Below are 15,596 nucleotides of genomic sequence, written 5' to 3' on the forward strand. Positions count from 1 at the left end.
GCGCCATGCCGGGAGGACACGTTTATGCGATTCGACAAGTTTACTGCCAAGCTGCAAAACGCCATTGCCGATGCCCAGTCGCTGGCCGTGGGCCGCGGCCACAACCAGATGGCACCGGCGCACCTGCTGCTGACGCTGATGGACAGCAGCGACACCGGGGTGAAGTCGCTGGTGGAAAAAGCCGGCGGCAGCGCCTCGACTCTGCGCGATACCCTGAGCCGCCAGGTGGATGATCTGCCCCGGGTCAGCCAGTTCGACGGCGATGTGCAGCCGTCCAAGGAGCTGATCAAGCTTTTCAACCTCACCGATCGCGAGGCCCAGAAGCGCGGCGATCAGTTCATCGCCACCGAGCTTGTGCTGCTTGCCGCCCTGGAAGCCGGCGGCGACGTGGCCCGCGCGCTCAAGCAGGCCGGCATCGAACGCCGGGCGCTGGAAACCGCCATTGACGACGTGCGCGGCGGCGAAAACGTCACCGATGCCAACGCCGAGGAGTCCCGGGAGGCGCTGGAAAAGTACACTCAGGATCTCACCCAGCGGGCGCTGGACGGCAAGCTTGACCCGGTGATCGGCCGTGACGACGAGATTCGCCGCACCGTTCAGGTGCTCCAGCGGCGTACCAAGAACAACCCGGTGCTCATCGGCGATCCCGGCGTGGGCAAGACCGCCATTGTCGAAGGCCTTGCCAGCCGTATCGTCAACGGCGAGGTGCCCGAGGGGCTGAAAGACAAGCGCGTGCTGGCGCTGGATATCGGCGCGCTGCTGGCCGGGGCCAAGTTCCGCGGCGAGTTTGAAGAGCGGCTGAAAGCCGTGCTCAAGGAGCTCGGCGAGGAAGAAGGCCGGGTGATTCTGTTCATCGACGAGCTGCACACCATGGTCGGCGCGGGCAAGGCCGACGGTGCCATGGACGCCGGCAACATGCTCAAGCCGGCGCTGGCCCGGGGCGAGCTGCACTGCGTGGGCGCGACCACGCTGGACGAATACCGCCAGCACATTGAAAAGGACGCCGCCCTTGAGCGCCGCTTCCAGAAAGTGCTGGTCGACGAGCCCAACGAAGAAGACACCGTGGCGATTCTGCGCGGGCTCAAGGAGCGCTACGAAGTCCACCACGGCGTGGACATCACCGACTCGGCGATCATCGCCGCGGCCAAGCTGTCTACCCGCTACATCACCGATCGCAAGCTGCCCGACAAGGCCATCGACCTGGTGGACGAGGCGGCCTCGCGCATCCGCATGGAGCTGGATTCCAAGCCCGAAGAAATGGACCGGCTGGACCGCCGGCTGATCCAGCTCAAGATGGAGCGCGAGGCGCTGAAGAAGGAAACCGACGCCGCCTCGCAAAAGCGCCTCGACGCGCTCAACGAGGAAATTCACGAGCTGGAGCGCGAGTACGCCGATCTCGACGAAATCTGGAAGGCGGAAAAGGCCAGCATCCAGGGCGCGGCCCAGTTCAAGGCCGAGCTTGAACAGGCGCGGCTGGACATGGAGCAGGCCCGGCGCCAGGGTGACCTGGGGCGGATGTCCGAGATCCAGTACGGCACCATCCCTACGCTTGAGAAAAAGATCGCCGAAAGCAGCGAAAGCGAAGAGGCCGACACCTCGACCCATCAGCTGCTGCGCTCCAACGTCACCGAAGAAGAAATCGCCGAGGTGGTGTCGCGGTGGACGGGCATCCCCGTGGCCAAGATGCTGGAAGGCGAGCGCGACAAGCTGCTGCGCATGGAAGACGCCCTGCACGAGCGGGTGATCGGCCAGAAAGAGGCCGTGGAGGCGGTATCCAACGCCGTGCGCCGTTCCCGGGCCGGACTTGCCGACCCGCACCGGCCTAACGGCTCGTTTCTGTTTTTGGGCCCCACCGGGGTGGGCAAGACCGAGCTGTGCAAGGCGCTCGCCACCTTCCTGTTTGATACCGAGGAGGCCATGGTGCGGGTGGATATGTCCGAGTTCATGGAAAAGCACTCCGTGGCCCGGCTGATCGGCGCGCCTCCGGGCTACGTGGGCTATGAGGAGGGCGGCTACCTCACCGAGGCGGTGCGCCGCAAGCCCTACTCGGTGCTGCTGCTCGACGAGGTGGAAAAGGCCCACGCAGACGTGTTCAACATCCTGCTTCAGGTGCTGGAAGACGGGCGTTTGACCGACGGCCAGGGGCGCACGGTGGACTTTCGCAACACCGTGATTGTGATGACCTCGAACCTGGGCTCAGACATCATCCAGCGCATGGGCGGCGACCAGAGCGATGCCGGCGGCGGCGACTACGACGCCATGCGCAGCGCGGTAATGGAGACGGTGGGCAACCACTTCCGCCCGGAGCTGATCAACCGCATTGACGAAGTGGTGGTCTTCCACGCGCTGGGCCAGGAGCAGATTCAGGCCATTGCCGGCATTCAGCTGGCGCACCTGCGCGCGCGTCTGGCCGAGCACGACCTGGGGCTTGACGTCAGCGATGACGCCATGGCCCAGCTGGCAGTGGTCGGGTTTGATCCGGTGTTCGGCGCCCGGCCGCTCAAGCGGGCGATCCAGAGCCGGATCGAAAACCCGCTGGCCCAAGAGCTGCTGGCGGGCAACTTTGCCCCGGGCAGCGTTATCCGCGTGACCGCCGAAGACGGCGCGCTGCGCTTTACCACCGCCTGAGCACGGCGAAGGCGGCACCGCGGCGCCTGATGCCGCGGTGCCACTTTCGTCGGAGCGCGTTCGTTAAACGCCCTGTCGTGCGCCGCGACAGGGCGTTTTTGTGTCCGTTTTCCCGCCGTGGCGGGCCCTGGCAGTTGACAAGCCAGAGCGCTAATGGAATCTTGAGGGTTCCTGATTTGCGGGCGCGGAACCCACGGGCAACCCCCTATCCCCGCGCGAAGGGTAGGCGTCAAGATGCCTCTACCCGCCGAAGGACTTCCGGGCAGGGCTTACCGCCCAGCCTGGCCAACGCCCCGACGCGGTAAACCGCCGTGAGAGAGTGCAGACCCTAACCGGGTCACATGCCAGGGTTTGGCATCAGGTGCCGGCGTAACCGGCAGCGGCATACCGCCGCACTCGACATGGTGGGCAACGGCCTGCCAATGGCACTCGAGACCTTCAGGGGAGATACACTGTGGAACTGCTTTCCGGCGCAGATATGATCGCCCGCTTCTTGCAAGATGAGGGCGTTGAATACATTTACGGCTATCCCGGCGGGGCGGCGCTGCACATCTATGACGCGCTGTTCCGCCAGGACAAGGTCAAGCACATTCTGGTGCGTCACGAACAGGCCGCCACCCACGCCGCTGACGGCTATGCCCGGGCCTCGGGCCGGCCGGGTACGGTGCTGGTGACCTCCGGCCCGGGCGCGACCAATGCGGTGACCGGCATTGCCACCGCCTACATGGACTCCATTCCCATGGTCGTGCTGTGTGGCCAGGTGGCCAGCCACCTGATCGGCGAGGACGCCTTTCAGGAAACCGACATCGTTGGCGTGACCCGGCCCATCGTCAAGCACAGCTTTGCCATTCGTCACCCGTCCGAAATTCCCGAGGTGCTGAAAAAGGCGTATTACCTGGCCGCGTCCGGCCGGCCGGGCCCGGTGTTGGTGGATATTCCCAAGGACATGACCGCTCCCACCGAGCGCTACGAGTACGTCTACCCCAAAAAGGTCAAAATGCGCTCGTACAACCCGGTGACCCGCGGGCATACCGGCCAGATCAAAAAAGCCGTGGAGCTGATGCTCAAGGCGCGTCGCCCGATGTTTTATACCGGCGGCGGCGTGGTGCTGGACAATGCCGCCACCGGCCTGACGGATCTGGTGCAAAAGCTCGGCTATCCGATCACCACCACGCTGATGGGCATGGGCGCCTATCCGCAAAGCGATAGGCAGTGCCTGGGCTGGCTGGGCATGCACGGCGCGTACGAGTCCAACATGGCCATGCACCATGCCGATCTGGTGATTGCCATCGGCGCGCGCTTCGACGACCGGGTGACCAACAACGTCTCCAAGTTCTGCCCCACGGCCAAGATCATCCATGTGGACGTGGACCCAAGCTCGATCTCCAAGACCGTACACGCCGACGTGCCCATCGTCGGGCCGGCCTCCAGCGTGATCAACGAAATGATCAGCCTGGTCCAGAGCAAGGACATCGCCAATCCCGACGCCATCAGCGACTGGTGGGAGCAGATCGAGGGCTGGCGCGCCGAGCGCGAAGGCAAGCGCTACGAGCCGTCGCAGGTCGGCGAGCTATTAAAACCCCAGGAAGTGATCGAGGCCATCTGCGAAAAAACCCGCGGTGAAGCCTTCGTCACCACCGATGTGGGCCAGCACCAGATGTTTGCCGCCCAGTACTACCGCTTTGACAAACCGCGCCGTTTCATCACCTCCGGCGGGCTTGGCACCATGGGCTTTGGCTTTCCGGCGGCCATGGGCATCAAGCTGAACTATCCGGATGACGATGTGGTATGCATTACCGGCGAGGGCAGTTTTCAGATGATGATGCAGGAGCTGTCCACCTGTAAGCAGTACGGCGTCGGGGTCAAGATCATCAACCTGAACAACGCCTCGCTGGGCATGGTGCGCCAGTGGCAGGACTTGAACTACAAGTCTCGCCATGCGCACTCCTATGTGGAGTCGATGCCTGATTTCCACCTGCTGACCCAGGCCTACGGCTTCACCGCGATTACGGTGAACACGCTCGACGAGCTGGCGCCGGCCCTGGAGCGGATGTTGCTTGACAAGCACGAGCTGGTGTTTCTCGACGTGAAGGTCGATCCGTTCGAGCACGTCTATCCGATGCAGGTGCCGCTGGGCTCCATGCGTGACATGCTGCTGTCTAAAACGGAGCGTACCTAATGCGTCATATCATCTCGATTCTGATGGAAAACGAACCGGGTGCCCTGTCGCGTGTGATCGGTCTGTTTTCGCAGCGCAACTTCAACATCGAAACGCTTAACGTAGCGCCTACCGAAGACGCCTCGCTGTCGCGGCTGACCGTGACCACCGTCGGCGACGACCGCGTGGTCGAGCAGATCACCAAGCAGCTGAACAAGCTCATCGACGTGGTCAAGCTGGTGGATCTGACCGAAGGCAACCACATCGAGCGCGAGCTGATGCTGGTCAAGGTCAAGGCGCTGGGGGCGGCCCGGGACGAGGTCAAGCGCACCGCGGATATCTTCCGCGCCCAGGTGGTTGATGTCACACCGAGCCTTTACACGGTGCAGATTACCGGGGACGCCGCCAAGCTGGATGCGTTTGAGCATGCCATGGCGCCGCTGGGTATTCTTGAAGTGGCGCGCACCGGCGTTTCCGGCATTGCCCGAGGCGAAAAGGTGCTGACGCTGTAGCCGGCGCCCGACTCCGGTAGAGACAAGGCCGCTTTTAGCGGCCTTTTTTTATGGTCGGGAAGGCGCCTTGCGGGAAGGCGCCTTGAGCCATGAGCTTGAGAAAAGTCGTCAATGCGCCGGGCGCTGGCTTGAGTGGAGCATTTCTCGGGCGTGGGCCAGGGTCTGATCGGAGAGGCTGACGCCGCCAAGCATGCGGGCAAGCTCGCTGACCCGGCCACCTTCGTCGAGCAGTGCCATCCGCGTGCGGGTCGTGTTGCGCTGGGCGTGCTTTTCGATGTGCAGGTGGGCATGGGCCTGGGCGGCGACCTGGGGCAGGTGGGTGACCGTCATCACCTGGCCGTTTTCACCCAGCCGGCGCAGCAGCTGGCCGACGATTTCCGCCGTGGCGCCGGAGACGCCGACGTCGACCTCGTCAAAAATCAGGCTGGGAATAGTGGAGTGGCGGGCCGCCACGACTTGAATGGCCAGGCTGATGCGTGAAAGCTCCCCGCCCGAGGCGACCTTGGCCAGCGGCCGGGCCGGCTGGCCCGGGTTGGCGCTGATGTAGAACTGCACCCGCTCCAGCCCCTCGGCGGCCGGGGCGTCACGGCTTTGCAGCCGGACATCAAAGCGGGCTTTTTCCATGGCCAGAAACGCCAGCTGCTGCTGCACTTCGCTGGCAAACGCGCCCGCCGCGCGCCGCCGCGCCGCGCCCAGCGCCTTGGCCAGCTGCCGATAGTGCTCACCGCGCGCGTTGGCGGCTTCGTGCAGGCGATCCAGGCTGTTATCGCCGGCGTCGAGCCGGTTCAGCTCGGCGCTGAGTTTGGCATGAAGCCGGGGAATCTCTTCCGGGGCGACCTGATGTTTACGCGCAATGCGATGCGCGTCGCTCAAACGGTTTTCAACAAACGCCAGCCGTTCGGGGTCAAGCTCGGTATTGGCGGCTATATGGTTGAGCTCGCTGGCGGCTTCTTCCAGCTGGATGCGAGCGTCACCCAGCATGGTCAAGGTGTTGGCCAGCGCTCCTTTTTCGCTGCCGGGCAGCTCGCTTAGCCGGCCGTGGGCCTGCCGCAGCAGGGTGAGCGCGCCGCCGCTGTCACTTTCGCAGCAGTCGGCGGCAAACTGCGTATCGCGCAGAATATCCTCGGCGTGGGCCAGGGTTTGCTGTTCGTCTTCAAGGGCTGGCAGCTCGTCGTCGGCCAGTGCGAGCTGGTCGAGCTCTTCGACCTGATAGCGCAAAAGCTGGCGCCGAGCCTGAATTTCATCACCCTGATCGCGGAATCTCTTGAGCCGGCGCCGGGCGTGCTGCCAGTCGCGAAAAGCCGCGGCCAGCGCGTCGGCGTCGTCATTGAGACCGGCGTAGTCGTCGAGCAGCGCCAGGTGAGTGTCTTCGCGCAGCAGCGCCTGATGGGCGTGCTGGCCGTGAATCTGAATCAGCCGTTCGCCCAGCGCCTTCAGGTCGCTGATGGCGGCCGGCCGGCCGTTGATCCAGGCCTTGCTGCGCCCGGCGGCGCTGACCACGCGGCGCAGCAGGCATTCGTCAGTGGGCAGTTCGCGTTCGGCAAGCCAGGCCCGGGCGGCGGGCAGGCGCGCAATATCAAAGCGCGCGGAAAGATCGGCCCGCTGGCAGCCGTGGCGCACGCTGCCGGCATCGGCGCGGCTGCCCAAACACAGGCCAAGCGCGCCGAGCAAAATGGATTTACCCGCCCCGGTTTCCCCGGTGATGGCGGTCATGCCGCTTTGGAGGTCGAGCTCCAGGCCATCCACGATGGCGAAGTCCTGGATGGCGAGCTGCGTCAGCATAGGGCCTCCGGATGGTGTCAGTGCGCCAGTGTGAGACGCGCAAAAGAAAAGAGGAAGAAAGCGTAAGTCTTTGTTTTTTTATACAGTAGATGGCGCCGGCTCGCAATACCACAATGTGGCACTTGAGATGACGCATACCATCCCCATATAACGCCCAGACCCGATACGCCAACAAGTGACATCACAGCCGCTTTTTCAGGAGATACCCATGGCGAAAGATCCCCAGACCCCGCTCGACGACGAGCAGGCACGCCACGCCGCAGAAGACGCCCAGACGCCCGAAGGGGAGCAGCAAGCCGCCGCGGAAAAGGCAGAAGAGCGTTTGGCGGAAGGTGAACTGGAAAGCCTGATCGACGATGAAGGCGACACCGTCAGCACCGAGGCGGAAAGTGACAACCCCGAAGCAGAAATGCTCGCCGCCAAGGTAGAAGAGCTGGAACAGGAGCTTTCCGACACCAAAGACCAGGCGATGCGCACCGCCGCGGAGGCGCAAAACGTGCGCCGCCGAGCCGAGCAGGACGCCGAAAAGGCGCGCAAGTTTGCCCTGGAAAAGTTCGTCAAAGAGCTTTTGCCGGTGATCGACAGCCTGGAAAAAGCGCTTGACGCCATGGGCGAAGACGCCACTGAAGCCCATCGCGAAGGCGTCTCCATGACGCTGAAAATGCAGCTGGACGTGCTGGGCAAGTTCGGCGTGGAGCAGATCGACCCTCACGGCGAGCCCTTTGACCCGCAGGTCCACGAGGCCATGACCATGGTGCCCAACCCGGAACTGGAGCCCAACACGGTCATGGAAGTGATGCAGAAAGGGTACCGGCTCAACGGCCGCCTGGTGCGCCCGGCTATGGTCGTGGTGAGCAAAAAAGCCGAATAGAACCGCGATAAACCCCCTTGAAATGCCGCCGGCAACCCCCAGATAACGTGGCAACCCGGCGGTAAACGCCAACACGCGATTTGGCAGACGCCATTGTTTTGTCACGACGCCGTCCGCCCGGGCGGCACGTCACCAACAAATTCGAGGTTTCTTATGGGACGCATTATCGGAATTGACCTGGGTACGACGAACTCCTGCCTGTCGGTACTCGACGGCGACAGCCCCAAGGTCATCGAAAACGCTGAAGGCGGCCGCACAACGCCGTCCGTCATCGCCTACGCCGAAGACGGCGAGATTCTGGTCGGTCAGGCGGCCAAGCGCCAGGCCGTGACCAACCCGGAAAACACCATCTACGCCATCAAGCGCCTGATCGGCCGCCGTTTTGACGACGATGTCGTGCAAAAAGACATCAAGATGGTGCCCTACAAGATCGCCAAGGCCGATAACGGCGATGCCTGGGTGGAAGTGAAGGGCAACAAGATGGCGCCGCCCCAGGCCAGCGCGGAAATCCTCAAGAAGATGAAGTCCACCGCCGAAGACTACTTGGGCGAAGACGTCACCGAAGCGGTCATTACCGTGCCGGCCTACTTCAACGACAGCCAGCGCCAGGCCACCAAGGATGCCGGCCGCATTGCCGGTCTGGAAGTCAAGCGCATCATCAACGAGCCCACGGCGGCAGCACTTGCCTACGGCATGGACAAGTCCCGCGGCGATCGCACCATCGCGGTGTACGACCTGGGCGGCGGCACCTTCGATATCTCCATTATCGAAGTCGCCGACGTTGACGGCGAAACCCAGTTCGAGGTGCTGGCCACCAACGGCGACACCTTCCTCGGCGGCGAAGACTTTGATCTGGCCCTGATCAACTATCTGGTTGAGCAGTTCAAGTCCGACAGCGGCATGGACCTTTCCGGCGATAACCTGGCCATGCAGCGCCTCAAGGAAGCCGCCGAGAAAGCCAAGATCGAGCTTTCCAGCGCCCAGCAGACCGACGTTAACCTGCCCTACATCACCGCAGACAACACCGGTCCCAAGCACCTTAACGTCAAGGTGACCCGCGCCAAGCTGGAAGCGCTGGTCGAAGAGCTGGTTACGCGCTCGCTGGAGCCGTGCAAGACCTCGCTGAAGGATGCCGGCCTGTCCGCGTCTGAAGTCGACGACGTGATTCTCGTCGGCGGCCAGACCCGCATGCCCAAGGTGCAGGAAAAAGTCGCCGAATTCTTCGGCAAGGATGCCCGCAAGGACGTCAACCCGGACGAAGCCGTGGCCGTGGGTGCTGCCATTCAGGGCGGCGTGCTCGGCGGCGACGTGAAAGACGTGCTGCTGCTTGATGTCACCCCGCTCACCCTGGGCATCGAAACCATGGGTGGCGTAATGACGCCGCTGATCGAGAAAAACACCACCATCCCCACGAAGAAGACGCAAACCTTCTCCACCGCGGATGACAACCAGACTGCCGTGACCATTCACGCGGTACAGGGTGAGCGCAAGCAGGTATCGCAGAACAAGTCGCTGGGCCGTTTTGACCTGGCCGACATTCCGCCGGCACCCCGCGGCGTGCCGCAGATTGAAGTGGCCTTTGACCTTGACGCCAACGGCATTCTCAACGTCTCAGCCAAGGACAAGGCGACCGGCAAGGAGCAGTCCATCGTCATCAAGGCCTCCAGCGGTCTGACCGAGGAAGAAATCGAGCAGATGGAGCGCGATGCCGAAGCGCACGCCGAGGAAGACAAGAAGTTCGAAGAGCTGGTGACGCTGCGCAACCAGGCCGACGGCATGATCCACGCCACGAAGAAGACGCTGGAAGAAGCCGGTGACAAGGCCACCGACGACGAGAAGCAAAAGATCGAAACGGCGATCACCGAGCTTGAAGAAGCGGTCAAGGGCGACGACGCCGAAGACATCCAGAAAAAGCTGGATGCGCTGACCGAAGCATCCGGCGGTCTGGCGCAGAAGATGTACGCCGAGCAGGAAGGCCAGCAGGCCGGCGCTGAAGGCGGCGAAGACGCCAGCGCCAAGCAGGAAGACGACGTGGTTGACGCCGAGTACGAAGAAGTCAACGACGACCAGAAAAAGCAATAACGCACTTTCTGTGACGGCAAGCGGTGACGCGGGGGGCAACTCCCGCGTTGCTGTTTGCGCAGGCCGCGCTTTAGTAGCGTCCAGGCCAACCACTGCTCACGCTAACCAGGAGGCGTAGGACCCATGTCCAAACGCGATTATTATGACGTCCTGGGGGTCGATAAAGGGGCCGATCAAAAAGAGATCAAAAAGGCCTACCGCCGCCTGGCGCAAAAGTATCACCCCGATCGAAACCCGGACGACGACACGGCCGCGGAGAAATTCCGCGAGGTATCCGAAGCCTACGAAGTGCTGTCCGACAGCGAAAAGCGCGGCGCCTACGACCAGTTCGGCCATGCCGGCGTAGACGGCCAGGCCGGCGGCTTTGGCGGCGGCGGCTTCGGCGGCGGTGGCGGCGACTTCAGCGATATTTTCGGCGACGTGTTCGGCGATATCTTTGGCGGCGGCGGCCGGCGTCGCGGCCCCAACGCCCCGGCGCGCGGCTCTGATCTGCGCTATAACCTTGAGCTGGATCTCGAACAGGCCGTGGCCGGCACCAGCGTGGATATCCGCGTGCCGCGCCATATCAACTGTGACCGCTGCGACGGCGACGGCGCCGAGCCGGGCTCCACCAAGGAAACCTGCCCCACCTGTCAGGGCATCGGCCAGGTGCGCATGCAGCAGGGCTTTTTTGCCGTGCAGCAAACCTGCCCGACCTGTCACGGCGGCGGCGAGCACATCAAGGTGCCGTGTCACAAGTGTAACGGCGAAGGCCGCGTGCGCGAGACCCGCACGCTGTCGGTGAAAATTCCCGCCGGCGTGGATACCGGAGACCGCATCCGCCTCAACGCCGAAGGCGAAGCCGGCATTAACGGCGGCCCGCCGGGGGATCTCTATGTTCAGGTGGCGATCAAGCCGCACCCGATTTTCGAGCGCGACGGCCGCCACCTGCAGTGCGAGGTGCCGATCAACTTTGTCGACGCCGCACTCGGCGGCGAGCTGGAAGTGCCTACGCTGGAAGGCCGGGTGAAGCTCAAGGTGCCCGCTGAAACCCAGACCGGAAAGCTGTTCCGCATGCGCGGCAAGGGCATCAAGCCGGTACGCGGCGGCGCCCAGGGTGATCTGCTGTGCAAGGTGGTGGTGGAAACCCCGGTCAACCTCAATGAAGAGCAGAAAGATTTGCTGGGCAAGCTTCAGGAAAGCCTGAATAGCAGCAACAGCCAGCATCACTCGCCGAAGAAGACCAATTTCTTCGACGGCGTGAAAAAGTTCTTCGAAGATATGAAGTCCTGAAGGTAGCCCATTGCGCTACTCTTGGATGCCGGCACTGCGCGTGCCGGCATTTTTTTGTCTTTTTTACCGGACGTTGATGCAGGGAGCCGCGGATGCGTGAACATGTGGGGATGCTGCTGTGGGCTCTGCTGGTGGGCCTTTCTTTTCCCGTGGTCGGGCTGGTTGAGACACTGCCGCCGCTTTTGCTGACCGCGCTGCGCTTTGCCGTTGCCTGCGCTGGGCTTTGGTGGCTGGCCCGGCGCTCGCCGCATTTCTGGCCGGCGTGGCGCGCACTTCCGCTCTACGCCGGGATGGGCCTTTGTTTGGCGGGGTTTTTCAGCGCCATGTTCTGGGCGGCCCACCACGCCACGGCGCTTTCCATGGCCACGCTTTACGTGACCGTGCCGCTTTTGGCCTACGTCATGGGGCTTTTGCTGGGCGTGGAGCGCCGTGCCTGGCGCATGGCGGCGGTACTTTTGCTGGGGGCCGGCGGGGCACTGCTGCTGGCGTTGGCTGAAGCCGTGGTGCAGGGCGGCGCGCTGCAGTTTGGCCGGGGCGAGGCGGTGTTCTTCCTCGGCTGTGTGGCCTCGGCGCTGTACCCGGTCATCAGCAAATGGGGGCTTGCCAGCGGCCGGCTGGCCGACTCCGCCGCGGTGCGTACCTTTTGGAGCCTGGCAGCGGGCGGGATGCTGATCGGCGCGCTCGGGCTTGCAGTTGAACCCGTCAACGGGCTTGCCGCCATGGGCATAAAGGATGCACTGCTGCTGGTGTATCTGGGGCTGGGCTCCAGCGCGCTGACGTTTTGGCTGATGCAGCGCGCCACCGCCGCGCTGACGCCGGGCGCGGTGACCGCCTACAGCTACCTGGTGCCGTTTGTCTCCATGCTGCTGCTGTTTGTTCGTACGCCGGAGGCCATCGGCTGGGTGTGGCTGCCCGGCAGCGCCCTGGTGATGCTGGCGATTGCGCTTTTGGCCAGCGGCCGGGCCGGTCGCTGAGCGGCTTTTGCTATACTGGGCGCCCTGGTTTATTTTTTGCAGGAGCTTACATGACTCGTATTGCCATTGTCGGCGTTGCCGGCCGCATGGGCCGCACGCTGGTCCACGCCGTAGCGCAAAACGCCGAGACCACCCTGGCCGCCGGCATCGTCGCTCCCGGCAGCTCGCTGGCCGGCGCGGATATCGGCGAGCTGGCCGGGCTGGGCAAAAAAGGCGTGACGGCCGTAGACAGCCCGGCCGCCTGCGTTGACGACTTCGACGTGCTGATCGACTTCACCACGCCCGCCGTGACGCTGGAGAACCTGGCGTTCTGTGCCGAGCACGGCAAGCGCATCGTCATCGGCACCACCGGCATGAGCGACGCGGAAATCGAAACGCTGGACGGCTACCGCGAGCGCCTGCCCATGGTGTTTGCCCCGAACATGAGCGTTGGCGTCAATCTCACGCTCAAGCTTCTGGAAACCGCGGCCAAGGCGCTGGGCGATGAAGGCTACGACATCGAAGTGATCGAGTCTCATCACCGCCACAAGGTCGACGCCCCCTCCGGCACCGCGCTGAGAATGGGCGAAGTCATGGCCGATGCGCTGGGCCGCAACCTGAAAGAGCACGGCGTGTTCGAGCGCGTCGGCCAGTGCGGCCCGCGCAGCGACAAGGAAATCGGCTTTGCTACCGTGCGCGCCGGCGACATCGTCGGCGAGCACACCGTGATGTTTGCCACCGAAGGCGAACGCATCGAAATCACCCACAAGGCCTCCAGCCGCATGACCTTTGCCAGGGGCGCCGTCCGCGCCGCCCGCTGGGTGGCCGGCCAGCCCAACGGCCGCTACGGCATGCAGGATGTGCTTGATCTGGACACATAACGACGCCGCTTGGCGAGAGGAAGTGGTAAGAGGCCGATTTATAGCTTTTTAGCGGGCGCTAAGGCGTTTTGATAGACCGACTCGATATCACAAAATTCTTTCGCCTGCTCCAAGCGGGAAAGCGTGGTTAAGCGCATGGTATTGCGTATAGGGCGGTGGGGTACATGGGTAATCGGCTGCGGTAGCGTAAGCGGTTTGCCCAGCTCAAATAAATAGTAAAGCTCGGTAGAGTCGCTAACCTTGCCAGCGTGCTTTGCGTTTAGTTCATTGAGAGGTCGCAGCGTGACTTTCTTGACCGGCCATAGCTTATCTAGCTGTTTGGTGTGAGGAGTGTCGGCTGAGGTAGTGGCAAGTGCTAAAAAGCGGATTTCTTCGACGACGTGCTGTCGATATTGACCGTGAAAAGTGCGCTGTGGCATGTGGTACCACTGAGCACTGCCGTTGGCGAAAGCATCGAAGTAAGCCGAGTCGCGCCCGCTGGCCCCGCCTACGGCGGCGGTCATAGTGAGATCAGGATAGAAGATTTGCGTCATTCCGTAATGGGGGATGCGCGCAGCTTTCTGAACTAGCAGCTGCTCCTGAGTAAGCTGTCGATCGTTTTGCGATGCCTGTGTGCCAATTTGCTGCTGTAGAAACTGGGTCAGCCAATGGCGGCCGGCCGTATCGTGCTGGGACGGGAGCAGGGCAAAGGCGCCGATGCCAATTTCGTCAATGGCGTGGGCATAGGGGTTGTCTTCCTGCAGCTGGTTAAAATGTCCGGGATAGAGCGCAAATGCGGCGCATACCGGGCGATGCTTATGCGTTGCGTGCGGGGCCTGAAGCGGTACCGATCAGCGCGTCGCGGTAGCGGTGCATCTGATTAATCGCATCGTCAGGCACGTAATCTGTGTTATCGGTGCTTTTGCCACAGCGGTCAAGTGTATGGCGAATGCGATACTTAGCATCGAATACCCATAAATATCGCCGAGCATCCGGTCCCGGAAAAGTGACTTCTAGCACAATATCCGGTTTTTGATTGACAAGATACGTTTTGGGGTTTGTTGTGCTTTTCTGGAATAGCGGCTCATGAGCAAGCCGCGCGCTGATGCCGTCGGCCCGCTCAAACTCGAAGGCGCCGGCAAAGCCGTCTTTGAAGCGATATTCAAAAAGCTCGCTACGCTTTAGCCTATTTAGAGCACGAGGTTTCTCCGTGAAGCCGAGCACATCGACGACTATCTGGTGTATGGATAAAAAGCACCATATCTCGTAAATGTCCGCGACGGACTTCATGGAAATGTGAGTCATACCGTCGAATACATCGAGGTATAGTTTAAGCTTTTGCCATATCCGATAGACGGCGCTGTACCCTGCCTTTTGCTGCAGTACCAGTGATTCTTGCTGCAGCCGTGGTGAAGGGCGAACCTCGCTAAGAAAAGACTGGCCGAGCATTTTCTGCAGCGGCCGCTGCCACTGCTGTAACTCTTGCAAAAAGCTGTCTGAAATACGTTGGTTATCCGGTGCTTTATTGTGCTGGCGTAAGCGGTTTTCGAAGTGGCGCAGCCGCTTATGGCTTTGTTCAACAATGCTTTTAATGAAACGATTTTCCGGCGTATCCACGCATAAGCGGCTGCGCTGTACGCGGTAACGCTTGTAGGTTAAGCCGGCAGCTATGTTTTCTCTTACCCTTTCTGCCTGCTTGGGCGGTAGGGAGCCCTTTAGGCGGTCTGCCCGCTGAGAGACGGTATGCGGCTGTAGCCGGCGGTGAGGCGCGCGGGTGATGACGTTCAGTCCTTGCACAAACTGTTCGCGAAGCTGTGCAAAGTTGGCCAGCCACAGCAAAGGAAAATCGCCGTGCCGAGGGCTTTGCGTAGCCCCTTGCTGGGTTTTTTCGGCCAGGCTAAAGCGCCAGAGTGGAAAAGTGCGGTCAATGGCTGAATACATCACGGCCAGATCACCGTGCAGATCCATCTTGGTGGGTAAAATCTCCAAGGAAAAGCTCTGGGTGTGCGTCGTGCCATTGAGCGACGTATATGCCAACGGCAGTTTGAGCCATCCTACATGGTTGCCGGTGTGGATGCTGCCTGAAAGCATAGCCGGTATAGGGCCGCGTTTTGCGGTAAAACGAAAGCCGTTGTTGATCGAATTCAAACGGTGAAACAGCCGCGCATCTTGTATTTCGTTAAAAAATATCCATTCAAAATGGTACTGCAGGTTTTCAAAGAACAGTGGTTTTCCGAGTAGCAGCTGGCTGGCTATACCGGCTCTATCGGGCTGAGGAATGCCGATAATTGCCGCCTGCGCAAGAGATAACTCAGGTGAAAATCGAATAGCCGGTGCCGGCGTTTCGCCGTCGTTGGCGTTGACTAAGCGCTGGCGTAAAGTTTTGGCGTAGGCTTGCTGGCGCGGGGTAATGTCTTTGCACCAAACGGAAAAGGCAAAATCTTCGGTTTGCAGATGTAATAGCTCCTGCATGTTCTC

The 15,596-nt window shown here is 62.0% G+C and carries 11 protein-coding genes; 8 read left to right on the forward strand and 3 right to left on the reverse strand.

Going from position 1 to position 15,596, the window contains the following annotated elements:
- The first annotated feature begins 24 nt into the window (after positions 1–24).
- The 3 genes from clpB (at position 25) to ilvN (ending at position 5,298) form a co-directional block, all read left to right on the forward strand.
- Entirely contained in the window at positions 25–2,628 is a 2,604-nt protein-coding gene (gene clpB, locus ACZ415_RS06205; RefSeq protein WP_344701211.1) for an ATP-dependent chaperone ClpB, read from the forward strand.
- A gap of 454 nt (positions 2,629–3,082) precedes the next feature.
- Positions 3,083–4,807 carry an acetolactate synthase 3 large subunit gene (locus ACZ415_RS06210; RefSeq protein ID WP_344701209.1) on the forward strand — a complete coding sequence of 575 codons (1,725 nt, stop codon included), beginning with the start codon at positions 3,083–3,085 and terminating at the stop codon, positions 4,805–4,807.
- Positions 4,807–5,298: an acetolactate synthase small subunit gene (gene ilvN, locus ACZ415_RS06215; protein WP_344701207.1), complete on the forward strand. Its 492-nt coding sequence runs from the start codon at positions 4,807–4,809 to the stop codon at positions 5,296–5,298. The genes ACZ415_RS06210 and ilvN overlap by 1 nt, the downstream gene beginning before the upstream one ends.
- Positions 5,299–5,406: 108 nt before the next feature.
- Here ilvN and recN read toward each other — a convergent pair whose 3' ends face one another.
- The gene (gene recN / locus ACZ415_RS06220; RefSeq protein WP_344701205.1) at positions 5,407–7,080 is read right to left on the reverse strand and encodes a DNA repair protein RecN; all 1,674 of its coding nucleotides are present in this window, start codon (positions 7,078–7,080) and stop codon (positions 5,407–5,409) included.
- A gap of 208 nt (positions 7,081–7,288) precedes the next feature.
- Between recN and grpE the strand changes: the two genes are divergently transcribed.
- From grpE to dapB, 5 genes are all read left to right on the forward strand, one after another.
- A complete protein-coding gene (gene grpE / locus ACZ415_RS06225) occupies positions 7,289–7,951 on the forward strand; it encodes a nucleotide exchange factor GrpE (RefSeq protein ID WP_344701203.1) in 663 nt (220 codons plus the stop codon).
- 153 nt (positions 7,952–8,104) lie between these two features.
- Positions 8,105–10,033 carry a molecular chaperone DnaK gene (gene dnaK / locus ACZ415_RS06230; protein ID WP_344701201.1) on the forward strand — a complete coding sequence of 643 codons (1,929 nt, stop codon included), beginning with the start codon at positions 8,105–8,107 and terminating at the stop codon, positions 10,031–10,033.
- A gap of 123 nt (positions 10,034–10,156) precedes the next feature.
- On the forward strand, positions 10,157–11,305 hold the full coding sequence (gene dnaJ / locus ACZ415_RS06235) for a molecular chaperone DnaJ (RefSeq protein ID WP_344701199.1): 1,149 nt from the start codon (positions 10,157–10,159) through the stop codon (positions 11,303–11,305).
- Between the two features lie 92 nt (positions 11,306–11,397).
- On the forward strand, positions 11,398–12,279 hold the full coding sequence (locus tag ACZ415_RS06240) for a DMT family transporter (RefSeq protein ID WP_344701197.1): 882 nt from the start codon (positions 11,398–11,400) through the stop codon (positions 12,277–12,279).
- 50 nt (positions 12,280–12,329) lie between these two features.
- Positions 12,330–13,139, forward strand: coding sequence for a 4-hydroxy-tetrahydrodipicolinate reductase (dapB, locus tag ACZ415_RS06245; protein ID WP_344701195.1), 810 nt, complete (start codon positions 12,330–12,332; stop codon positions 13,137–13,139).
- 38 nt (positions 13,140–13,177) lie between these two features.
- Here dapB and ACZ415_RS06250 read toward each other — a convergent pair whose 3' ends face one another.
- Together ACZ415_RS06250 and ACZ415_RS06255 are read right to left on the reverse strand one after the other, a co-directional pair.
- On the reverse strand, positions 13,178–13,642 hold the full coding sequence (locus ACZ415_RS06250) for a hypothetical protein (protein ID WP_344701193.1): 465 nt from the start codon (positions 13,640–13,642) through the stop codon (positions 13,178–13,180).
- Between the two features lie 292 nt (positions 13,643–13,934).
- Positions 13,935–15,590 carry a DUF2357 domain-containing protein gene (locus tag ACZ415_RS06255; protein ID WP_344701191.1) on the reverse strand — a complete coding sequence of 552 codons (1,656 nt, stop codon included), beginning with the start codon at positions 15,588–15,590 and terminating at the stop codon, positions 13,935–13,937.
- Between the last annotated feature and the right edge of the window lie 6 nt (positions 15,591–15,596).

This window comes from Halomonas cibimaris, from assembly GCF_055379665.1.